This window comes from Nocardia cyriacigeorgica GUH-2 (assembly GCF_000284035.1).
Lineage (GTDB): Bacteria > Actinomycetota > Actinomycetes > Mycobacteriales > Mycobacteriaceae > Nocardia > Nocardia cyriacigeorgica_B.
On sequence record NC_016887.1, the window covers coordinates 4663097 to 4685613 of the forward strand.

16 protein-coding genes, 2 tRNA genes and 1 pseudogene are annotated in these 22517 nt (G+C 68.5%); 9 read left to right on the forward strand and 10 right to left on the reverse strand.

What is annotated here, in order from left to right; genetic code table 11:
• Positions 1 to 3: 3 nt before the first annotated feature.
• A complete protein-coding gene (locus NOCYR_RS21180; protein WP_014352451.1) occupies positions 4 to 729 on the reverse strand; it encodes a DUF6319 family protein in 726 nt (241 codons plus the stop codon).
• A gap of 328 nt (positions 730 to 1057) precedes the next feature.
• Between NOCYR_RS21180 and NOCYR_RS21185 the strand changes: the two genes are divergently transcribed.
• Together NOCYR_RS21185 and NOCYR_RS21190 are read left to right on the forward strand one after the other, a co-directional pair.
• Entirely contained in the window at positions 1058 to 2704 is a 1647-nt protein-coding gene (locus NOCYR_RS21185; RefSeq protein ID WP_014352452.1) for a class I adenylate-forming enzyme family protein, read from the forward strand.
• 309 nt (positions 2705 to 3013) lie between these two features.
• A complete protein-coding gene (locus tag NOCYR_RS21190; RefSeq protein ID WP_014352453.1) occupies positions 3014 to 3835 on the forward strand; it encodes a nuclear transport factor 2 family protein in 822 nt (273 codons plus the stop codon).
• A 78-nt stretch (positions 3836 to 3913) separates the two neighbouring features.
• Here the strand turns inward: NOCYR_RS21190 and NOCYR_RS21195 are convergent, their stop codons facing one another.
• From NOCYR_RS21195 to aztB, 4 genes are all read right to left on the reverse strand, one after another.
• Complete coding sequence (locus NOCYR_RS21195; protein ID WP_014352454.1) at positions 3914 to 4651, reverse strand: class I SAM-dependent methyltransferase; 738 nt, start codon at positions 4649 to 4651, stop codon at positions 3914 to 3916.
• Between the two features lie 238 nt (positions 4652 to 4889).
• Positions 4890 to 6044, reverse strand: a complete 1155-nt coding sequence (aztD, locus tag NOCYR_RS21200) for a zinc metallochaperone AztD (RefSeq protein WP_014352455.1) — start codon at positions 6042 to 6044, stop codon at positions 4890 to 4892.
• Positions 6045 to 6089: 45 nt separating this feature from the next.
• Entirely contained in the window at positions 6090 to 7004 is a 915-nt protein-coding gene (gene aztC / locus NOCYR_RS21205) for a zinc ABC transporter substrate-binding protein AztC (protein WP_014352456.1), read from the reverse strand.
• Complete coding sequence (aztB, locus tag NOCYR_RS21210) at positions 7001 to 8986, reverse strand: zinc ABC transporter permease AztB (RefSeq protein ID WP_014352457.1); 1986 nt, start codon at positions 8984 to 8986, stop codon at positions 7001 to 7003. Before aztB ends, aztC begins: the two co-directional genes overlap by 4 nt.
• 60 nt (positions 8987 to 9046) lie before the next feature.
• Between aztB and aztA the strand changes: the two genes are divergently transcribed.
• Both aztA and NOCYR_RS21220 read left to right on the forward strand, forming a co-directional pair.
• The gene (gene aztA / locus NOCYR_RS21215) at positions 9047 to 9721 is read left to right on the forward strand and encodes a zinc ABC transporter ATP-binding protein AztA (protein WP_014352458.1); all 675 of its coding nucleotides are present in this window, start codon (positions 9047 to 9049) and stop codon (positions 9719 to 9721) included.
• Positions 9722 to 9849: 128 nt separating this feature from the next.
• On the forward strand, positions 9850 to 10848 hold the full coding sequence (locus tag NOCYR_RS21220; RefSeq protein WP_014352459.1) for an AurF N-oxygenase family protein: 999 nt from the start codon (positions 9850 to 9852) through the stop codon (positions 10846 to 10848).
• Positions 10849 to 10852: 4 nt separating this feature from the next.
• On the opposite strand, the gene NOCYR_RS21225 is transcribed toward NOCYR_RS21220, so the two are convergent.
• The 3 genes from NOCYR_RS21225 to NOCYR_RS21235 all read right to left on the reverse strand — a co-directional run bounded on the left by NOCYR_RS21225 (position 10853) and on the right by NOCYR_RS21235 (position 12492).
• Positions 10853 to 11587 (reverse strand): TetR/AcrR family transcriptional regulator, encoded by a 735-nt coding sequence (locus NOCYR_RS21225; RefSeq protein WP_081505473.1) that lies wholly within the window; start codon positions 11585 to 11587, stop codon positions 10853 to 10855.
• Positions 11588 to 11703: 116 nt separating this feature from the next.
• A tRNA-Met gene (locus NOCYR_RS21230) sits at positions 11704 to 11777 on the reverse strand.
• A gap of 641 nt (positions 11778 to 12418) precedes the next feature.
• Positions 12419 to 12492 (reverse strand) — tRNA-Met (locus NOCYR_RS21235).
• Between the two features lie 601 nt (positions 12493 to 13093).
• Between NOCYR_RS21235 and NOCYR_RS21240 the strand changes: the two are divergent.
• Positions 13094 to 13426 (forward strand): annotated as a pseudogene (locus tag NOCYR_RS21240) (transglycosylase family protein); the annotation flags it as partial.
• A gap of 235 nt (positions 13427 to 13661) precedes the next feature.
• On the opposite strand, the gene NOCYR_RS21245 reads toward NOCYR_RS21240, so the two are convergent.
• Positions 13662 to 16664: a UPF0182 family protein gene (locus tag NOCYR_RS21245; RefSeq protein WP_048833584.1), complete on the reverse strand. Its 3003-nt coding sequence runs from the start codon at positions 16662 to 16664 to the stop codon at positions 13662 to 13664.
• A gap of 256 nt (positions 16665 to 16920) precedes the next feature.
• On the opposite strand from NOCYR_RS21245, the gene NOCYR_RS21250 reads away from it, so the two are divergent.
• The gene (locus NOCYR_RS21250) at positions 16921 to 17478 is read left to right on the forward strand and encodes a PPA1309 family protein (RefSeq protein ID WP_014352463.1); all 558 of its coding nucleotides are present in this window, start codon (positions 16921 to 16923) and stop codon (positions 17476 to 17478) included.
• Positions 17479 to 17494: 16 nt separating this feature from the next.
• On the opposite strand, the gene NOCYR_RS21255 is transcribed toward NOCYR_RS21250, so the two are convergent.
• Positions 17495 to 18520, reverse strand: a complete 1026-nt coding sequence (locus tag NOCYR_RS21255) for a PDZ domain-containing protein (RefSeq protein ID WP_014352464.1) — start codon at positions 18518 to 18520, stop codon at positions 17495 to 17497.
• Between the two features lie 159 nt (positions 18521 to 18679).
• Here NOCYR_RS21255 and NOCYR_RS21260 point away from each other — a divergent pair, with 159 nt between their 5' ends.
• The 3 genes from NOCYR_RS21260 to NOCYR_RS21270 all read left to right on the forward strand — a co-directional run bounded on the left by NOCYR_RS21260 (position 18680) and on the right by NOCYR_RS21270 (position 22482).
• Positions 18680 to 20101, forward strand: a complete 1422-nt coding sequence (locus tag NOCYR_RS21260) for a zinc-dependent metalloprotease (protein ID WP_014352465.1) — start codon at positions 18680 to 18682, stop codon at positions 20099 to 20101.
• A gap of 100 nt (positions 20102 to 20201) precedes the next feature.
• Positions 20202 to 21062, forward strand: coding sequence for a hypothetical protein (locus tag NOCYR_RS21265; protein ID WP_048833586.1), 861 nt, complete (start codon positions 20202 to 20204; stop codon positions 21060 to 21062).
• A gap of 76 nt (positions 21063 to 21138) precedes the next feature.
• On the forward strand, positions 21139 to 22482 hold the full coding sequence (locus NOCYR_RS21270; RefSeq protein ID WP_014352467.1) for an ABC1 kinase family protein: 1344 nt from the start codon (positions 21139 to 21141) through the stop codon (positions 22480 to 22482).
• Positions 22483 to 22517 lie beyond the last annotated feature (35 nt).

The window sequence follows — 22517 nt, forward strand, 5'->3', positions numbered from 1 at the left end:
CCGTCAGTCGGGCAGCTCGGCGAGCAGCTTCCTGGCCTCCTCCAATTCGGCCTGTAACTGCTCGACCTTGGCCAGCTGCGCTTCCCGGACGGCTTCCATGATCCCGCCGACCACCTCGGCGACCTCGGGATGCAGCAGCTTGGCCGCCTGCGCGACCGCGGCGCTGTTCACCGGCAGCGCCCGCACGGTGCGCTTCTTGCCGTTGACCACATCGACGCTCCACTCACCGTCGGCGGTGCCGCTGATGGTGACGGTGACCTCGGCCGACTTCGCCTTGCGCGCGGGCGCTTTGGCGGCCGGCTTCGGCTGCGCGGGCGGGGCGGGCCGGTTCGCGGGGGCCGGTTTCGCCGCACCGTTCGAGGCAGCGGGGGCCGGCTTCTCGGCGGCGGGCTTGGGGGCCGGCTGCGGCGCGGCCGGGGTGGACGCGGTGCTCGTCGGGGCCGACGGCTTGGTCACGGTGGGTGATTCCTTCCTGGTGGTCGACTTCTGGGCGGCGGCCCGGTCGCGCGCGGGCTTGGTCATCGTCACCTCGGCCGGGGAAAAGGACAGGACATCCTTGGAACCGGTGGGCCGGATCTGCAGAAAATCCCCGTCGGCGGGCTCACCGAGAGCGATGACCTTGCCCGAACGCCCTTCCGGAATTCCCACAGCCGCCGCGGTGAACCACACCATGGGTGGTCGGCCGTCGGCGATCTCGGTGGCGATCTGCGCAATCTCGGTGTCCGACAAGGGTTGCGGTGTGTTCTTGGACTGTGTTCGCGGCGACGACATGGTGCTCTCCGGGCAATTCTCGCGTGACGTGACAGGGCCTGCGTGCACAGATGATGCCGCACCCCACCGACAGGTTCTCCCCGCACCCGGCGAATCCGGCCCACGCGAACGTTCCCGGACGCCGTCGCCCGATCCGCATCGATCGGGCCGATCCCGCTACCGCGACGAGCCGGTTGCGATAAGAATAGAACACGTTCTAGGGAACGTTGCCTTGGTGCGCGAGCCCGGAACGGGTAAGCCCGGCGGCCGCGAGGCCCGGCGGGAGCAACGAACGGCAGGAACCGCGATGACCGAAACCGTCGATCAGCAGGCACGCACCATGGCCGCCATCGGCCGGCTCACCGGCCCCGGCGGGCCGTTCGAGATGACCGTGCAGCAGGTGCTCGGCGCACCCACACCGCTGCTCGTGCACCGCGAACGCAGCCTGGCCGACGTCCTCGCGGCCTCCACCCGCTGGGGCGATCGCGACTATCTGGTCACCGAGCACACCCGCCTGTCGTTCACCGAGCACGCGGCCGCGGCGGGAGCGCTGGCGCGGGCATTGCGCGATCGCTACGGCGTCGGCAAGGGCGATCGGGTCGGCATCCTGGCCGCGAATACGCCCGAATGGGTGGTGGCGTTCTGGGCGGCGCAATGCCTCGGCGCCATCGCGGTGGGCTACAACGCGTGGTGGGCGCCGCCGGAGATCTCCTACGGCGTCGGCCACACGACACCGTCGGTGCTGATCGCCGACGCCCCACGCGCCGCCCGCGTCGCCGAACTCGGCCTCGACGTTCCCGTGCTCACCATGGAGGACGACGTACCGGCGCTGATCGCCGAGTTCGCCGGCGACGAGCTGCCGAACACTCCGGTCGACGAGGACGATCCCGCCGTCATCCTCTACACCAGCGGCACCAGCGGCCGCCCCAAGGGCGTGACGCATTCGCATCGCAACGTCATCGCCGTCATCGGCTATCACCGCTTCAACGACGCGCTCGCCGCCGAAATGACCGGCACGCCCGACAATGGCGGTAGGCGTTTCCTGCTCACCTCACCCCTGTTCCACATCGCCAGCCTGCACAATCTGGTCGTTCCGCGCCTGGTCAGCGGCGATACCGCGGTCATACACCAGGGCTCGTTCGATGCCGACCGGGTGCTGCGGCTGATCGAGCGCGAGCGGGTCAGCAACTGGGGCGCCATGCCAACCATGGCGACGCGGATGCTGGCCTGCGATCTCGGCGCCTACGATCTGTCCTCGCTGCGGGCGTTCTCGCTGAATTCGGCGCCGTCGTCGGCGGCCTTGCAGCAGCGGCTGCGCGAGCAGCTTCCGGTGGCCCGCACCGCGCTGGTCACCAGCTACGGCCTCACCGAATGCAGTACGGCGGCCACCCTGGCCGCGCCGGCCGAACTCGCCGCGTTCCCGGATACCGTCGGTCGTCCGGTGCTCGGCGTCACGGTGGAGATCCACGACGAGACCGGCGCCCAACTCCCCGACGGCGAGGAGGGCGAGATCTGGGTGCACGGGCCGTACGTGATGCTCGGCTACTGGAACGATCCCGCCGCGACCGCGGCCGCGATCACCCCGGACCGCAAACTGCGCACCGGCGATATCGGCGTACTCGAGGGCGGCCGGTTGCGGCTGTCCGGGCGGCGGTCGGATCTGATCCTGCGCGGTGGGGAGAACGTCTATCCCACCGAGATCGAGCAATGCCTCGACGAGCATCCGGCGGTGCTGGAGAGCGCGGTGATCGGCGTGCCCGATCCGGACCTGGGGCAGGCGGTGGCCGCGGTGGTGGTCGTCGAAAGCGCAACGGCCACCGATGAAGACGAGTTGCGCGCGTTCGCCGCCGACCGCCTGGCGTACTACAAGGTCCCGGCCCGCTGGCGGCTCACCACCACCGCGCTGCCGCGCAATGCGACCGGAAAGGTCATCCGCGCCGGCCTCGAGGCGTGACCGGCAGGCGCCGCCTACCAGGAGACGATCAGCAGGAAGAGCGCGGTCTGGATGGTCTGGAGCAGACGGTTCAGATTCTGCTGGATTTCGGCGCTGCCCATGCCCGGCCTCCGTTCGTCCGGCCGACGCGCCCCCGAACGGGAGCGGTTCGGTATCACTCCAGTGTGACAGAGTGTCGCAGGCGGGAAAGCCCCAGTTCACCGGGGCATCGACACCGCCAGGACGCTCACGGGCACGCACGAAACTAGAACTCGTTCTACTATGGGACCGGGCCGCCGTATCGCGGTTCGTTCGACGAAGGAGTTCGCTGTGCCCCTGGACGCATCCGGTGCGAGCCTGCTCGCCGCCGTACAGGCTTCGCCACGGGCGGTCGCCGCGCATGACCGGCAGACCTGGGTCGGCCTGTTCACCGCCGATGCGACGGTGCGCGATCCGGTCGGTGCCCGCCCGCACACCGGCCGTGCGGCCATCGAGAAGTTCTTCGATACCTTCATCGCGCCCAACACCATCGAGTTCGAGGTGGACCACGATTTCACCGGGCCGGGCGTTGTCGTGCGCGATCTGCACATCCGGACCACCATGTCGACCGGCGCGCAGGTGCTGGTGCCGATGCATCTGCGCTACGACCTGAGCGAGATCGATGGTGAGCTGCGTATCTCCCATCTCGCCGCGCATTGGGAGCTGCCGGCGATGGTCGCTCAGCTACTGCGCACGGGCACGCGCGGATTCGGGGCGGGAATGCAGCTCGGTGCTGCGCTGGTGCGCAATCAGGGGTTGACCGGTGCGGCGGGGATGGCGCGCGGATTCACCGGGGTGGGTCGCGCGGGGAAGCGGGTGGCGGCGGAGTTGTTCGACGCGGCCGCTTCGGGCGATACCGCCCATGTGCGCCGGCTGCTCGGGGCCGGCACGGTGATCGAATGTCCCGCGGGCACGGTGGTTTCCGCCGACGAGTTCACCGAGCGGGCCGAGGAGGGGCTGCGGGCCGGGAAGGTGATCGCGGCCGGGCGGTCGGTGACGGCAAGCGTCGAATTGGACGGTGCCCCTGCGGTGATCGCACTCGAATTCGACCTGGACGCACCGCGAATCCATCACGTGGTGGTGTTCACCGAGCTGGTGCCGGACCAGCCTTGAAGCAGCCGGACCGTGCCCTACGCGGTCTCCTGCGGTGTGAGCCGCGAGGTCTGACCGGGCCGAACCTGGACGTCTCCCCTACCCCTGCGCCCGCACCCACACGATGCTCGGCGGGATATCGCGCAGCACCGGCAGCCGGTCGAAGATCGGCGCGCTCACGGCCAGCACGCCGTGCGAGGGACCATACGACGCCACCCGGACCTCCGCGATCTTCGGGCTCCACTGCCGCAACAGCCCCTCGATGCGGCTGCGTTTCACGCCCCACGGCATCGGCGGGGTCGTATAGGCGGGCGTCGGCTGGAAACCCTTCATGGTCTTGCGCGAGAACCACGGCGGGATCGTATCGAACATCAGCTCGACGCCGGGGAACCGCTCGACGATGGCCACACACAGCCGGCGCACATCATCGGGCTCGAAGTACATGAAAAGCCCCTGCGCCGAGACGAAGACGCCGCGTTCGGGCTGCTCCACCCGATCGAGCCAGGACAGGTCCAGCGCGCTGACCGGCAGATGACGGCAGCGCTCGGACGCGGGCAGGAACCGCTCGCGGATCTCGATCGCCTCCGGCACATCGACGCACAGCCAGCGCACCGTACCGTCGTCGCAGCGCTGGAACTGGGTTTCCAGCCCGGCCGCCAGTTCCACCACGGTGCCGCCGGGGTGGGCGGCCAGCCAGGGACGGAGCACCTCGTCGAAGCGGACCGAGCGGACGGCGTGGGTGCCGTCGGGCTTGCCGAAGGCCTTCGCGTAGTCGAAGTCGATGGACTGGTAGATGCGTTCGCAGTCCGGGTCGCGCAGGATCGCGTCGGAACGCAACGATTCACTGGCCCGATTGTGCTACGTCCAGAGCATGGTCAGCGGGATGCCGCTGAGCCCGACGTCACCGCTCATCAGATCCACCTCTTCCTGCCGCCGCGACGGCCGATGCCAGGGAAGGAACCTCGGGTATGGGTAGCCTAATCTCGATTCGGGCTCGGTGGGGTTGCTTGCTTTCCGGCCTGGCCGCCGACAGCCCAGGCTGCCGACGGCCGATCAGGTCAGCCCGTGCACAGCGTCAGGAACTCACGCCGCTGAGTTCGTTCGGGCTTTCCGGCAGGGTCGCCAAGGCCGTCACGGTGCCGGCCGCGAGATCGACCCGGTGTACCGATTTCTTCGCGGGATCGGTGACGTAGGCGATGCCGTCGCGGACGAACAGCGCCGGACGCGGCTGCTGCCATTCCAGCGGTTCCTGCCAGGGGTCGATGACCGGAATGGTCTTGGTGACCGTGCCGGCGACCGGATCGATGACGTGGATCTTGCCGTCGGTGCCGAGCACCAGCGCCTCGCCCTGCGGTCCCCGCGCCAGCGACCGGAAGGTGTAGCTGGTGCCGATATCGACCAGCCGCAGCGTGCCGGTGGTGGTATCGATCAGCGAAATCTGCTGCGGCCGTTCGAGTTCGGCGTCTTTGTCCTGTTTGTAGTCGCCGAGCACGATGGGCGAGGCCTCGCTGCCGGCCTGGTTGCCGATGCGCCCATACGGCGTCGGGCTGGTGACCTTGGTGATCGCGCCGTCGCGGTAGATCAGCGCGCCGGTCTGGCAGCCGACCACCACCGCCTCACCCTGTGCGGTCGCCTCGCCGTGCACGCCGGGGCAGTCCTCGTTGCGGGCGATCTCCTTGCGGTCGGCGTCGAGCACCACGATCCCGTTGCGGGATTCCTCGGTACCGACCGTCACCACCAGTTCCCCACCGGCCATCTCGACCGCGACGCCGTGATGCGGTGCGGGCGCCTGATACACCTCGGTCTCGGGCTTGTCCCCGCCGAGCTGCGTGGGGTCGAAGGAGGTGACTTCACCACTGCCGTCGGCGAACAGCACGGTCCGTCCGGCATGCCGGACGACGTGGCCCGGCTTCGCGGCGGGGAACTCGACCCCGGTGAACCGGCCCTCGACGGCGTCGAGCACGCGGAAACCATCGGCGGTGGAGACCAGCATGTGCCGGTCGTCGCCGGCCGGGTTCAGGCGGTTGAAGCCCGGCAGCTCGAGCTCGCCGGTGGTGGCGAGGGTGTCCGGGTCGAGCAGGTAGATGCCGCCGTCGTAGGTGAGCGCGAGCGGGGCGGCGACGGCGGGTTGTGCCTGCTCCGTCTCGTCGCTGCTACAGCCGCTGAGCGCGATCGCCGCGGTGAGCAGGCCCGAGAGCGCCACCGTGGTGGTGCGGGTCCGAGTACGCATGTTGCTCCGTTTCCGTTGTACTGTTGAAGTTCTCGGTGCGTGGCATCACGGGGCCAGGCCGGCGACGATGGCGTCGGTATTGGCGCGCATCATCTCCAGGTAGCTGCCCGCGCCCTGTCCTGGCGGGGTGAGCGATTCCGAATGCAGCCCGACCACCCGCACCTGCACGCCCGCCTGCTCGGCCAGCACTCGGGCGAGCCGGTCCGGTTGCGCCGTATCGGCGAAAACCGCCGGCACGGCGGCGCTACGGATGGTGGCGGCCAGTTCCGCCAGATCCGACGGACTCGGTGACGCCAAAGTGGTACCGCTCGGAATCACCGCCCCGACCACCTCGAAACCAAAACGCTGCGCCAGATAGCCGAAGACGTGATGGTTGGTGACGAGCTTGCGGCGCTCGGCGGGCACGGTCGCGAAACGCTCGGTCATCCAGGTGGCGAGCCCGTCCAGTTCGGCGAGGTAGCGGTCGGCATTGGCGCGGATGGCGGCGTCGTCGACTCCGGGCACGTGCTCGATCACCTGATCTCGGATGACCTCGACCGCGCGGCGTACTCGCTGCGGGTCGGTCCAGAAATGCGGGTCGGGCTGTCCGGCCGTCGCACCGGAACCGAAGGCGATCGGGTCGATCTCCTCGCCGACGTACACCGTCGCCACTCCGGCGTCGGCGGCGGCGTCGACATTGCGGAGCACGCCCTCTTCCAGGCCGAGTCCATTGGCGACGATCAAGCCGGCCTGCTCGAGCCCGGCGGCCTGCTGCGCCGACACCGCGAACGAATGCGGGTCGCCCGCGCGCGGCATGAGAACGGTCACCGGGGCCCCGTCACCGACGATCACCTGGGTGATGTCGCCGAGGATGTCGGTCGTGACCACGACACCGCCGCGCTCGGAACCGGAATCGGCACATCCGGTCAGGGCAATCATCGCCGCGAGCAAGGCGACGGTCAGGCGGGCGAGCAGGGTCATCGGCCGGTCTCCACCATCAGGTCCGGTGCGATATCGAGGGTGAAAGTCCGTGCGATACGCAGGTTGTCGTTGTAATCGATCTCGTGCACGACCCGGGCGGCCGGATCGTTGACGTAGGCGCGGTTGCTGTCCACCACGATCACCGGCGCGGGCGCGCCGGGCGCGAGCGGCGCGGCGAGCACGGTCGTGCGTGCGATCTCGGCGCCGCTCACCGGGTCGTAGCCGTGCAGGACGCCGTCGGCGGTGAGCACCATGATCGGGGTGCCTGCTCCCGCGGTATTGGTCGCGACCACCGGTCCTGTGCTGATGCGCGACCACCGCCGGCTGCTCACCTCGAGGACCGCGACGGCGTCCGGGCCCGAGCGCGTCACCAGCGTGGTGCTGCCGGGGCGATGGAAGAACGCGTCGGCGGGCTCGCCCATGCCGTCGGAGATCTTCGTGGCCGTGAACCGCGAATCCTGTTCTGCCACCAGGACTGCGCCGTCGGCACAACCGATCACCACACCCCGGCGGGTGAGGGCCTGGCCGCGCGGATTCGGGCACGGCGTGTCCAGCGCGGTCACCTCGGCACCGTCACGCGAGCGCACCTCGATCCGGCCCGACGACGCAACGACCAGCCGTCCTGCGTACGGCACACCGATCGCGCCCGCCAGCGCGTCGAGTTCGCGCACGGATCCCTCATCCAAAGCCGTGCGATCCACGACGGTGGTCCCGGCGTCGCCGATCACCGTGGCCACGGATTTATCGCTGTAGGCGCCGGTTACCGCAGCCGCGCCGAGCTGGCCGAGCTCGCGCGCGGCGGCGCGGTAGTAGTGCACATGATCGCCGTGGTCGACCATCCAGCTCCCGCTGTCGACCACCCGCGTCGAGCCCTGGGCCGACAGATAGGCGTAGCGGCCGTCGCCGGCGATCGCGCTGACGCCGTCGACCGATCCGAGCTCGGTCACCTCCTCGGTGATCAGATCGACCACCCGCACCGCACCGGAACCCCGGTCTGCGACAACGAGTCTCGGCTGTGCCTCGGCCGTCTCCTCGGCGCCGGCAACGTAGCCGTGTGGCGTCGGCTCGGCGGGCGCCGACTCGGTGCCCGCACCGCATCCGACCAGCGGGAAGGCCAGCGCCAGCGCCGCGGCCACCGTCACCGGCGTGGTGGCGGCACGCAGCGTCACCCACTCCCGCAGGCGCGATACCAGGGCCGACACGAAGAACAGCCCCACCGCGGTCCCGGCAATGGTCGCGCCCGCCGCTGTCCCGGCATGCCAGGAGATCAGTAGCCCGATGACGGTCGAGGCCGACCCGAACACCGCCGCGAGCACCATCACCGCCGGAATCCGGTGGGCGAAGAACAAAGCCGCGGCCGGGGGCGCGATGAGCAGGCCGAACACCAGCAGCGTCCCGACGATATGGAAGGAGGCCACGATCGCCAGCGTCAGCAATCCGACCAGCGCGAACTGGGCGCGTCGAGGGGCCAGCCCGAGGGTCTGGGCGATGCGTGGATCGAAGGTGAGCGCCAGGAATGCGCGGTGCCCGAGCACCGTCACCACCAGCGCGATCAGCAAGGCGGCTACCAGGAACAGCAGATCCTGGCGGCTGGTGGCCAAGACATCGCCGAAGAGAAATCCGGTGAGATCCACCGCGAACGACTGCGACCGCGACACGATGATCACACCGAGCGCCAGCATGCCAACGAACAACAGGCCGATCCCGGTGTCGGCCGACATCCGCCGATTGCGGCTCAGCACAGTCACTCCGACGGCCATCGCGGCCGCACTGGCCGCCGCACCCAGCAGCAGATTGCCACCGAGCAGCGAGGCGATCGCCACCCCGGGCAGCATGCCGTGCGCCATCGCGTCACTGAGAAATGCCATGCCGCGCACCACAACCCACGTCCCGGCGACCGCGCACAGGCACGAGACCAGCAATCCACCCCACAGCGCCCGTTGCACGAAAGACACCTCGAACGGGGCGAATAGCCAATCCATGATGCGACACCCTAGAATGGAAACGATTTTCATTACAAGTTAAGTGACGGGAGTCGCATCGTGCAAACACCGGATATCCGGCTGGCCGGAGTCAGCGCGGGCTACCACGGCACCCGGGTGCTGCACGAGGTCTCCGCGACCCTGCCCAGCGGCAAAGTCACCGCATTGCTCGGACCCAACGGCTCGGGCAAGTCGACGCTGCTGGCCGCGCTCGCCGGCGTCGTGCCGCTACTGGCCGGCACCATCACCGGACGCGACGGACTGCAGCCGGCGCTGGTGGTCCAGCAGAGCGCGGTAGCACCTACTCTGCCGATCACCGTCCGGGAGACGGTGACGATGGGTCGCTGGGCCCATCGCAGACCGTGGCGCAGGCTCACCGGCGCCGACCACGCGATCGTCGCCGAGAGCATGGATCGCCTGGCCGTCACCGAGTTGGCCGACCGCAGGCTCGACACCCTCTCCGGCGGTCAGCGTCAGCGCGCGCTGCTGGCCCAGGCGCTCGCCCAGCAGTCCCGGCTACTGCTACTCGACGAACCGACGACCGGACTCGACACCGAGGCTCGCGACCAGATCAGCCGCGCGATCGCCGACGCGAGTGCCGCGGGCGTGACCGTGGTGCACGCGACGCACGACCTGGACGACGCCCTCCGCGCCGACCACTGCGTTCACCTGCGCGATGGGCGCGTGGTGAGCGAAGGCGATCCGCGCACCGCGCTGCTGGCGCATTCGCGCTGATCAGCGCATTTCCCACCGATGACGACGGCATCAATTTCATACCGGCCTGTATGTGGGGTTTACTGAGACGCCAAGTCTCAGTAAATTGGAGATAGCGAGACCTACACCACACGCACGAGGAGACTCCGATGACGCCGTCGACTGTGCCGCTCACCCAGGATGTCGGTAAGGACTACCGGGACGCCCTGCACACGCTGTCGGAAGGGTCGGTCAACCGGCGCTTCGACCCGTACCTGGACATCGACTGGGATTCGCCGGAACTGGCCCTGGACCCGAAGGACCCGCGCTGGGTCCTCTCGCCCGAGATCGATCCGCTCGGCGCCACCGAGTGGTACCGGAACCAGCCGCTGGACCGGCAGATCGAGATCGGCAAATGGCGAGTCGCCAATTCCATCAAGGTCGGCGCCGCGTTCGAGACGATCCTGATCCGCGGAATGATGCAGTACATCATGAAGCTGCCCAACGGGTCGCCGGAGTTCCGCTACTGCTTGCACGAGATGACCGAAGAGTGCAACCACATCCAGATGTTCCAGGAGCTGGTCAACCGGATCGGCGTGGATGTGCCGGGCATGCGGCCGATCTTCCGGGCGCTCTCGCCGTTCATCGGTGTGGCCGGCGGGTACGCCCATGTCGTGCTGTTCATCGGCATCCTCGGCGGTGAGGAACCGATCGACCACTTCCAGAAGGCGCTGATCCGCGACGGCGGGAACATGCCGCCGATGGTGTTGCGCACCATGGAGATCCACATCGCCGAGGAGGCCAGGCACATCTCCTTCGCCGGCGAATTCCTCAAGGCGCACATCGCGAAGATGAACCCGGTCAGCACGCAGGTCTGCGCGATTGCGTTCCCGCTGGCCATGCGCTGGCTCGCAGGCGAGATCATCGCGCCGCCGCGCTCGTTCGCGAAGCAGTTCGACATTCCGCGCGAAGTGATCAAGGAAGCGTTCTGGCGCAGCCCGCAGTCACGCAAGATCCTGTCCGGATACTTCGGTGATATGCGTGCGCTGGCCGACGAGATCGGGCTGATGAACCCGGTCACGCGGCGGTTGTGGAACGCACTCGGCATCGGCGGCGACTACTCGCGCTACCGCAGCGAACCCGATCGCCGGGTCCGGCGCGCGGCCTGAGTGCTCACCCCGCGGCCGCACCGGTGAAATCGCGCAGGATCGAGGCCAATTCACGGTCGGGGTCCACGTGGATGCCGCTGGTGCGCGCCGCGCCGTCGAGGACGAACCAGGTGATGGTCGCCAGCTCGTCGACGACCTGAACCCTGGTCCGCTCCGGCGCCGGGTCGGCCACCCAGGTGGACAGCACGCCCTCGACCATGGTCACCACCGCGAACGGCACCGAGTCGAAGGGGCTGGAATCGGTGCCCATCAGCTGGGCGACCGAGGAGATCAGCTCCGTGCCGCGGGCGGCGATCCGCAGTTTCAGGCTCGCGACGGCGTCGACGGTGTCCTCACCCTCGACGGCCGGGCCGGTCCGGGCGAACTCGGTCAGCCGTGGATGATCCGACATCCAGTCCGCGACGGCGCGGATGGTGCGGGTGAGGATCTCGCGCACCGAGCCGGTGGACATGTCGAGTTGTTCGTCGAGCTGGGCGGCGAAATCGTCGATCAGATAGGACCGGATCCGCCGGTCCAGCTCCTCGCGACCGCTGAACTGGCGATACACCACCGACTTGGCCACCCCGGCCCGCTTGGCGATGCGATGCACCGGGATATCGGCCCCGGCGGGGCTTTCCTCGAGCAGCTCGACCGCGGCCCGCAGGATCGTCAGCTGACGCTCGCTGTTGTGCCGCTCCCAGCGAGCCTCGTACCCACTGACCGCCCCCGGCATCCGCGGTTGTGGCGACACCACCGACATGCCAGGCAGTGTACCGAGTGCGCTTGCGGCCGCGTGGGGATGCGGGCGACGGCGGCCGGGCAGCGGAGCCGAAAATGATTGTGGCCCGGAACCTCGAAGGTTCCGGGCCACTGTTGTAGCGGGGACAGGATTTGAACCTGCGACCTCTGGGTTATGAGCCCAGCGAGCTACCGAGCTGCTCCACCCCGCGTCGGTAAAGACCAGCTTACACACCTGTGGCGCGAGAGCGTAATCGCCTGTGCGGCGGGGGTATTTCGCGGGGTCAGCATGGTGGAAGGGACAGGGATCAGGCCGTCGGGGCGACCGCGCCGAGGACGCCCGGTTGTCGGCGGAGTGCCATACGAGCGCGCTGCGGCCCGGCGGGCATGGTTGCGGGCCGGCGCGGCGATGGTCGCGGGTCAGCGCGGCGGCGGGCATCGCCGCGGGCCGGTGCCGTGGCTCGGCGTCGTAACGGCGGACGGCAGGTGTCAGCGCGCGTCGGGCGGCCGTGTAGGCATTGGAAAGCCGCCTGGCGAGGCACCGAGACGGGCTGTCGATGCCGGATCGCAACGCGGCCCCGGCGAATTGCCGTGGGCCCGAAGCAGACATACAGCGCGTCATCCGATCATCATTCGCATTTGTCTGTGAGACTCGCCGAAATCAAGGCGCACACCGACGCGGGTGCGCGGCAATTCGTCATATCTTGGCACTGCTGGATGCTTGCCGGTTCTCGATCGGCGTGTCGCCGGCGCACACGAAGCTGGTCGGAGCGGCCGGGAGCTCGCTGCGGACGGGGTCCGACACAGCAAAAGAACCGGCCCGGAGGCTGGTGCCTCCGGGCCGGTTCTGTAGTAGCGGGGACAGGATTTGAACCTGCGACCTCTGGGTTATGAGCCCAGCGAGCTACCGAGCTGCTCCACCCCGCGTCGGTGAACACAACATTACACACGGGTTCGCGGCGATGGCAAACCGGCAGGTCGGCGGCCGTTTCCGGGATCTTCGAATCGCCTCGGACGGCTTCTCGACGTCCACGCAACCGACCGCGGGCGAGCGTGCAGCGACGCCTCCGGCGCACTCACCGATGCCCCGAGCCGGCGGCCACCCCGTCGCCGCATCGGCGCGCCCATCGACCCTCGATGTGCGATTGCCGGTCGGTAGCGAGGGCCGGAAACCGCTCATTCGTGTGACCCGGGCAACGATATCCAAGTGATCCCGAACACATAACGGTGTTATCACAATCGCCTTTGGGTACGGGCGAAACCGGTTTCTCACCAGCGAATACGTTCTAATGCTAGCGATTCACGTGGATTCACCGGCAATAAATTGGAAGTTATCAAGACGTGATCGAACGAGATTTGTTCGTTACCGTCGTTGCCACGGCCCGGATCAAACCGAGATGGGCTAGAACCCGAACCGACGAACACCGGAGACCCTGTCCCACGGTTCGGAGTACCCCGACATCACACCTGGGGACAGGGGCCGACGGAGAACATCCGCCGCGCTGGTGGGCACAGGGAGGGAAACCACATGACTAAGAACCGGAAGTTCAGCACCCGCGCCCTCGGCCTGACCGCCATTGCTGGGGCTCTCGTTGCCGTCCCGTTCGGTCTTTCCACCGCCACCGCTTCGGCCTACTCGGGCAACTGGGACGCTGTCGCGGCCTGCGAGAGCGGCGGCGACTGGTCCATCAACACCGGTAACGGCTACTACGGCGGCCTGCAGTTCTCGCAGAGCACCTGGGAGGCCAACGGTGGCACCGGCTACGCGCACAACGCGAGCCGCGAAGAGCAGATCCGCGTGGCCGAGAACGTGCTGGCCACTCAGGGCCCCGGCGCCTGGCCGGTGTGCGGCGCCTACCTCTGAGTCCCGTAGGCGTCTGACGCCCGACTCAGCAGCGCGAACGAAACGGCGCTGTCATCCAGTGGATGACAGCGCCGTTTCTGCGTTTCGCCCCCGCCTGTTGCCGCTCACCGACGGCAGTAGGTCAGACCAGGGCCGCTGCTCGAACCGCGGGTCCCGGGCCTTACCTGCGGCGGCGACAAACGAACGAGGGCGCAGGGTCTAACCCCGCGCCCTCGCTCCTGAGCTCACTGGATCAGCGTCCGGCGTCCTGATAGGCCTTCACCGCGGCCTCCAGCTCGTCGAGCGCCTTACCGAAGTCGGCGAAGTTGCCGGTCCGCATCGCGGTGCGCACGGCCTCGATCTTGCGATCCAGCTCCGCGGCCGCAGCGTCCTTGGCTCCCGAGGAACCGGCCGGCGGCGGAGTCGCTCCCTCGGCCGGCGGCGGCTGCGAGCCGTTCTCCTCGGGCGGCGGCGCCGAACCCTCGACCGGCGGTGCCGTGCCCGGCTGCGGCCGGATCGCGGGATCACCGCCCGGCGGCGTCGCCAAGGCACCCGCACCGGGCAGCACCTGGTTCAGCGCCTCGGCCAGGGTCGAGGCATAGCCGACCTTCACACTGCCCGCCTGGTCGCGGTAGCTGACCAGCACTCGCAGCAGCTGCGGGAAGGTGGCGGTGTTCGGGCCGGTATTGCGCTCGTTGTAGAACGGCTCGACATAGAGGATGCCGCCATCGGCGACCGGCAAGGTCAGCAGGTTGCCGTATCTGATCTTGTTCGAGTTCGACAGCAGCGTCTTCTCCTGGGAGACCTGCGGCGCCGTCGTCATCGTGTTCTGCGTCTGCTGCGGACCCTGGGTCTGGGTGTCGGTCGGCAATTGCAGGATGCGGAACTTGCCGTAACCCGCCGGGTCCGAGCGCACCGAGATGTAGGCCGACAGGAACTGCCGGTTGTAGCCGACCATCGCGCTGGTCAGGTTGAACACCGGCTTACCGGTCTCCGGGTCGCCGAGCAGCACGTAGTACGGCGGCTGGCTGGCCGTCACGCCCTCCACGGTCGGGTCGGCGGGCACCGACCAGAACGCGTTGTTGGTGAAGAACTCACGCGGATCGTCGACGTGGTATTTGGTCAGCATCTCCCGCTGCACCTTGAACAGGTCCTCCGGGTAGCGGAAGTGCTCGCGCAGCTCGGGGCTGACCTCGCTGGCCGGCTTCACCGCGTCCGGGAACACCCCGCGCCAGGCCTTCAGCACCGGGTCGGAGGAGTCCACCTCGTAGAGAGTGACCGTGCCGTCGTAGGCATCGACGGTCGCCTTCACCGAGTTGCGGATGTAGCTGACCTCCTTACGCGGCAGCAAGCGGCCGGTCTTGCGGTCGATGCTGTCCTCTACCGCGCCTTCCAGCGAGGAGATCTGCGCGTAGGGGTAGTTGTCCAGCGTGGTGTAGGCGTCCACGATCCAGACGATGCGCCCGTCCACCACTGCCGGGTAGGTGTTGCCGTCGGTGGTCAGCCACGGCGCGACCTTCTGCACCCGCTCGCGCGGATCGCGGTTGTAGATGATCTTGGACTCGTCGCCGATGGCCGAGGAGAACAGGATGTTGCGCTCGGCGTACTTGGCGGCGAAAGCCAGGCGGTTGAACCAGTTGCCGATCGGCACGCCACCGGCACCGTCGTAGGTGAAGCGGGCGTTGTCGGTGTCGTACTCGCGGGGCGTCTGGCCCTCGGTGGCGCCGACGATCGCGTAGTCCGGGTTCGACTGGGAGATCAGCTCGCCGTAGTAGATGCGCGGCTGATCGACCTTGATGCGCTGGTCTTCCTTCTTCGTGGACAGATCGCTGACCATGAAGATCGGGTAACCGGAATCGCTGCTGCCGCCTGCGGCGTTCGGATCATCGGACTGCGGCCGGTTGACGCGGTTGGCGGGCGCGGCGACGAAACCGTTGCCGTGGGTGTAGACGGTGTGCTTGTTGATCCAATCGGTCTGGTTGCCGGTCAGCGAGGACGGCGACAGCTCGCGGGCGCCGACGATGAAGTCCTGGACCTCACCGTTGATGGTGTAGCGGTCGATATCCAGCGATTCCGGGAAGCCGTAGAAGTTCTTCAGCTGACGCAGCTGGGTGAACGTGGGCGACAGGATGTTCGGATCGAGCAGCCGCGCGTTGGCGATGGTGGCGTGATCGACCGGGACGCTGGCGGGGTTCTTGCTGCTCTCGCCGGAGTAGGAGACGTAGTCGATCTTGTCGTCGGTGATCCCGTAGGCCTTGCGGGTCGCGGCGATATTGCGCTCGATGTATTCGCTTTCCTTCTCGGCGGCGTTCGGGCGCACCGAGAACTGCTCGACCATCAGCGGCCAGACCGCACCGACCAGCACCGACGACAGCACCAGCAGCGCCGCCGCCATCGCCGGCACCCGCAGATCGCGCAGCACGATGCCGGCGAAGAAGGCGATGGCGCAGATGATCGCGATGGACAGCAGGATCAGCTTGGCAGGCAGCACCGCGTTGATATCGGTGAATGAACCACCGTTGAAGGTCGGTTCCTTGCGGCTGCTCATCAGCAGTTCGTAGCGGTCGAACCAGTAGGCGATGGCCTTGAGCAGGACGAAGGTGCCTGCCAGCGCCGCGAGCTGGATGCGCGCGGCATTGGTGAGCGTGCCCTCGCGCCCGGACAGGCGCAGCCCGCCGAACACGTAGTGAGTGACCAGGTTCGCGAAGAACGCGATGACGATAGCGACGAACAGCCAGTTCAGGATCATCCGGTAGAACGGCAGGTCGAAGGCGTAGAAGCCGACGTCGAGGTTGAACTGCGGGTCGGTCTCACCGAACGAGCCGCCGTGCAGGAACAGCTGCACGGTGACCCAATTCGACTGCGCCACCAGGCCGGAGAGCACACCGAGCAGCACCGGGATACCGATGCCGAACAGCTTCAGCCGGCTCATCACGGTGGTGCGGTAGCGCGCGATCGGATCGTTGGGCCCGGCCGTCGGGACGAAGACCGGCCGGGAGCGGTAGGCCAGCACCAGCGCAGCCCACACCACCAGTCCGACGAACAGCCCCACCACGGCGAAGATCAGGATTCTGGTCCACAGCACCGTGACGTACACGCCACGGAATCCGACCTCGCCGAACCACAGCCAGTTCGTATAGGTGTCGACCAGTCGCGGTCCCACCAGCAGTAGCGCCGCCAGTACGACGGCCGCCACCAGCAGCACACGGCTGCGGCGGGACAACGAAGGTAAGCCCGAGGGGGGCCGCATGCCCACGATGCCACTCTCCAGGGTCCGGCGGCGCCAACGTCTGCACGCCGCAGTCCGATGTTCGATTGGTCCATTTCGGACCGTTGGCGCCCACTCTACGGAAATCGGACACCGCACAGGCGGGAGGGCGGGAACGCGGCCGCCGCTGCGCACGCCGAAGGCAAGCAGCGGCGGCGGAAACGCGAGACATCCGGGGGCCGCGAACATGCGACGCCGAAGGCGGCGCAAAATAAACACAGTGAGCGCTGATCTGCATGCTGAGATGGTCCTGGCCCGGTCTGTCCGGGAGGTCGCCGAGTTCGTCGATGCCGAAGGGTGGGGGCGGCCGCCGCAGATGTTCGCGCTGGTCCCGACCGCCGATCTGGTGGCGGCCGAGCCGGGTCTCGCGGATCAGGTCGATGCCGGCGATGAGCTGACTCCGATTGCGCAGGAGCCGTTTCCCGAGGATGTGACCGGTGGTTCGCGGGCGCTGGAGGAGATGCTCGCGACGACGAGCTGGCCGCCCGCGGTCGCCGGGTGCGTGCTGGTGCAGGAGATCGTGGTGTTGCCGCCGACAGCGGAGAGCACCCTCGACGATGCGTTGACGCCGCTGCTCGCCGATGACGACGCCGCCGATGCCGCCGGACGCGCGGCAGCTCATGCGCATCCGGAGCGCCGTGAGGCGCGCCTGTTCGCCGCTGCGCTGCGCGAGGGCAGCACGCTGTGTCTGCTCCAGGTCCGTCCCGATGACGAGGCCGACGAGTTCGCCGACCTCGAGCTGCGGACCTACCCGAACCTGGCGTCGAACGTGGTCGAGGCCCTGCAGCACACGCTGGATTGAGCCCGGCCCGCGGTGATTATCCGCAGGTCACGGCCTCGCGACCGGCGCTGAGATCCTCCAGCGACTGCACCGCGCCCGCCAGGTTTTCGACCTTGACCAGGCGCAGGCCGTCGGGCGTGCGCTGCCGCGCCTCGTTGCAGTTGGCGGCCGGCACCAGGAAGGTTTCGGCGCCCGCCTCGCGCGCGGCCATCATCTTGTACTGGATGCCGCCGATCGGGCCGACCTTGCCGTCCTGGTCGATGGATCCGGTGCCTGCGACGAAGTTGCCGCCGTCGAGTTCACCCGGGGTGAGCTTGTCGATCAGCGCCAGGCTGAACATCAGGCCCGCCGAGGGTCCGCCGATATCGGCGAGGTTGAAGGTGACCTCCATGGGCGGGCGGGCGCCCTCACCCGGGGTGACGCCGAGGTAGCCCTTGCTCGGGTCGTCCTCGCGGGCGCCGAGGGTCACCTCGACGGTCTGCTCGGCGTTGTCGCGGCGGATCACCATGGTGATCTTGCTGCCCGGCGGCAGTTTCCCGATCGCGTCGACGACGTCCTTGGGCTCGTTCATCGGAACGCCGTTGATGCTGACGATCTGGTCGCCCTCTTCCAGCACTGCCTTGGCCGGGCCGTTGTCGGCGACGGTGCGCGCGAGCACCACGGTGGGCAGGCCGAGGAAGTTCATCGCCGCCACCTCGGCATTGCTCTCGGAGTCCTTGAAGTCCTGCTGATTGGACTTGTCGATCTCCTCCCGCGACACCCCGGGCGGATAGACCTCCGAGCGCGGGACCAGGCCGTGTTCGCCGCTGACCCAGAAGCCGATGGCCTCGAAGATGTTGAGCCCGTCGCGCACCGAGACGGTGGTCATATTGAGATTGCCGGTGGTCGGATCCACCTCGACACCGGTGACGTCGACGACCTGTTTGCCGTCCACTTCGCCCAGTGTGTTGAACGTGGGCCCCGGGCCGAGCGCGACGAAGGGCACGTTGAACCAGCTCCCCGCGACGCCCAGCACGAGTACCGGGATCAGCGCGACGAGCAGAGTGATGATCCGACGATTCACGCGGCCAACAGTAGCGAGCGGCGCGCTCGCGCGGCGGAACCGGCGGAGGTTTCGCGGTTCGCGGTGCCGTCGGCCACCGCCGTGAGCCCGTTCACCCACGAGTGCGATTTCGCGGCGCGCGAACATCGTCGCCGGTCCGCGCCGCGTAACGTAATGGGTATGAGTGACCATCCGTTCGGATTCTCGAACCGCGACGACGACGATGACCGCAAACGAGGCGAGCAGCCGAGCGGTTCCGGCGCGGGCGACCCGTTCGGCTTCGGCATGGCCGGGTCCGGGGCCGGCGGATTCGACCCGGCGCAGCTGGGCCAGATGCTGACCTCGCTGGGCCAGATGCTCAGCGGCATGGGGCAGGGCATGGCTGCCCCCGGCGGCCAGAGCGGCCCGGTCAATTACGAGGTGGCCAAGCGGCTGGCCCGCCAGCAGCTCGGCGCGAGCGTCACCCCGGTCTCGGCGGGCGCCGCGAGCGCCGTCGCCGACGCCGCGCATCTGGCCGAAGTGTGGCTCGACGGCGCGACGACGCTGCCTGCGGGCGCGACGAAGACGGCCGCGTGGACGGCCAACGACTGGATCGAGGAAACCCTGCCCACCTGGCAGCGGCTGTGCGATCCGGTGGCCCAGCAGATCTCCGGCATGTGGACGGCGAACCTGCCCGAGGAGGCCAAGCAGTTCGCGGCGCCGATGATGGGCATGCTCGGCCAGATGGGCGGGCTGGCGTTCGGTTCGCAGCTCGGCCAAGCCCTCGGTCAGCTGGCCAAGGAGGTGCTGACCTCCACCGATATCGGGCTGCCGCTGGGTCCCGCGGGCACCGCGGCCCTGCTGCCCGCCGCCATCTCCGAATTCAGCGCCGGGCTGGAGCAGCCCGAGAGCGAGATCATGGTCTTCCTGGCCGCCCGGGAGGCCGCCCACCAGCGGCTGTTCGGACACGTGCCGTGGCTGCGTCAGCAGGTGCTCGGCGCGGTCGAGGACTACGCGCGGGGCATCAAGATGGACTTCTCCGCCCTGGAGGAGGCCGCGCAGAACATCGATCCGATGTCGCTGACCGATCCGAGCAAGCTCGAGGAGATCCTGTCGCAGGGCACCTTCGAACCGCAGACCACGCCGGAGCAGAAGCAGGCGCTGGAGCGGCTGGAGACGCTGCTGGCCCTGATCGAGGGGTGGGTGCAGGTCGTGGTGGCCGAGGCCGTCGGCGAGCGCCTGCCCGGTGCGGGCGCGCTGGCCGAGACGCTGCGTCGCCGCCGGGCCACCGGCGGTCCGGCCGAGCAGACCTTCGCCACGCTGGTCGGCCTGGAGCTGCGCCCGCGCAAGCTGCGCGAAGCCGCGGCTCTGTGGCAGCGACTGACCACCGATGCGGGCATGGAGAAGCGCGACGGCGTGTGGGCGCATCCGGACCTGCTGCCCGACGCCAGTGACCTCGACTCCCCCGCCGGGTTCATCGACTCGGTGATCGGCGGCGGCGCCAACGCCTTCGACGATCCGCTGGCCCAGCTGGCCGAGACCGAGGCGCGCGAGCGCGACGAGCGGAAGAAGTCGGGCGAATCGGGTGAGGCGCCCGGCGAGCAAGGCGAGACTTCGTCTTGATCGCGGCCGCAAGCAGGCGCCTGTCGGAGCGGTGCGGGCCTGTGGATAACTCGCTATTTCGGGCCGGTTCCGCTGCGGGCCGCTGCGCATACTGCTGGCCATGACATCCCTGTGCCTGCGCGGACCGATGCTGCATCCGCGCCTGCTGGTCCTGACTCGGCCGTCCGGGGTGATCCAGCTCGGCTGGGATCCGGAGTCGGCGCGGCAATTGGCGATTCCCGGCGTCGCCGCCGACACCCTGCGGCAATTCCTCGACCTGCTCGACGGCCTGCGCACGCGTCCGCAGATCCTCTGGCGCGCCACCGAACTCGGCCTCACCGCCCAACACGCGAGCGAGCTGCTGGCCACCCTCGATGACGCCGGCCTGCTCGTCTACCCCGACACGCCGGCCGGGCGGGTGCGGCGGGTCCGGGTGCACGGGCTGGGCCCGCTGTCGGATGCGCTCACCGCGGGTCTGCGCCGGTTCGGGCTGCGACCGGAGCGTTCGCGCGGCGGCAGGCTCGATCTCCGGCTGCGGCCGGATCTGGTGCTGCTGACCGATTCGCTGATGCCCGACCCGCGGCTTACCGCCCAGTTGCTGCGCGCGCGGATCCCGCACCTGCCGGTGCACATGCGTGACGGTGTCGGTGTGGTGGGACCGCTGGTGCTGCCCGGCGAGACCGGCTGCCTGCGCTGCGCGGATCTGGTGCGCGCCGATTACGACCCGGACTGGCCGCGGGTCGCGGCGCAACTGCTCGGCCGGGTCGGCCACGGTTCCCGGCCCGGCATCGAGGCCACCGCCGCCTTGGCGTTGCGTGAACTGGAGTCGATCATCGCGTGTTCGGTCCGCGAGCGCCCGGCGGTTCTTCACGCCCAGCTGGAGCTCGACCCGGGGACGTACCGGCTCCGGATCCGGCATCGAGCGCCGCACGAACGGTGCCTATGCCGCCGCCTTACCGCCGATTCCGAGGCGCAAATGTGACGGGTACCACTCCATGGTGCGGATTCTCACCGCATTTCGATGGCACAGCGGCGGCTCGGTCCGCCATGATGGGTACGTGTCCGAGATCGTGCGCCGCAGCTCCTCCCGCAACGCTAAGTTAGCCAAGATTCCCCTCGGGATCGCCGGACGAGCCGCTGTCGGTTTCGGCAAGAAGCTGGCCGGGGGCGATAAGGGCGAGATCAACGCCCAGCTGAACCAGAAGGCCGCCGAACAGCTGTTCACCGTCCTCGGTGAGCTCAAGGGCGGTGCGATGAAGTTCGGTCAGGCGCTCAGCGTGATGGAGGCCGCGGTTCCCGAGGAGTTCGGCGAGCACTACCGCGAGGCACTGACCAAGCTGCAGGCCGCCGCCCCGCCAATGCCCATCGAGACCGTGCACCGCGTCCTCGATCAGCAGCTCGGCACGCAATGGCGCACCCGCTTCCAGTCCTTCGACGACGCCCCGGCCGCCTCCGCCAGCATCGGCCAGGTGCACCGCGCGGTGTGGTCGGACGGGCGCGCGGTGGCGGTGAAGGTGCAGTACCCCGGCGCCGACGAGGCGTTGCGCGCGGATCTGAAAACGCTGTCGCGGATGACCGGGCTCATCTCCTCGGTCATCCCCGGCGCCGATGTGAAGCCGATTCTCGCCGAGATCACCGAACGCACCGAGGAAGAACTCGACTACCGCAACGAGGCCAACAATCAGCGGGCCTTCGCCAAGGCCTATGACGGGCATCCGGAGTTCGTGGTGCCGAAGGTGGTGGCCAGCGCGCCGAAGGTGATCGTCACCGAATGGCTGGACGGCACAGCGGTTTCCGCCATCATCGCCGCCGGCAATGCCGATCCCGAGGGCACCCGCGAACTGCGCAACCGGGTCGCCACGCTGATGGGCCGGTTCCATTTCTCCGCACCGGAGATGGCCGGGCTGCTGCATGCCGACCCGCATCCGGGCAATTTCATGATGACCCCCGAGAACAAGCTGGCCGTCATCGATTTCGGTGCGTGTGCCCCGCTGCCCAACGGTTTCCCCGAGCTGCTCGGCCGGATCCTGGCACTGGCGGTCGACGAGAACTTCGAGGAACTCACCGCGCTGCTGCACGAGAACGGCTGGGTGATTCCGGGTCGCGTGATCACCCATCAGGAGATCGCGGACTACCTGCGGCCCTTCACCGATCCGATCAAGTCCGACTCGTTCCACTTCACCCGCAAGTGGATGCAGCGGGTGGCCGGGCGGGCCTCGGATTTCAACAGCCCGGAGATGAAGACCGCCCGCGCCCTCATGCTGCCGGCCGAGCACGTGATGATCTTCCGGGTACTGGCCGGTTCCATCGGTATCTGCGCTCAGCTCGATGCCGAGGTGCCGTTCATGCAGCTGGCCGCGACCTGGATGCCCGGATTCCGGGAGCAGCGCAACAGCGCCTAGCGCCCGGTCGTACTCCGGCGCGCGGCCGGAGTACG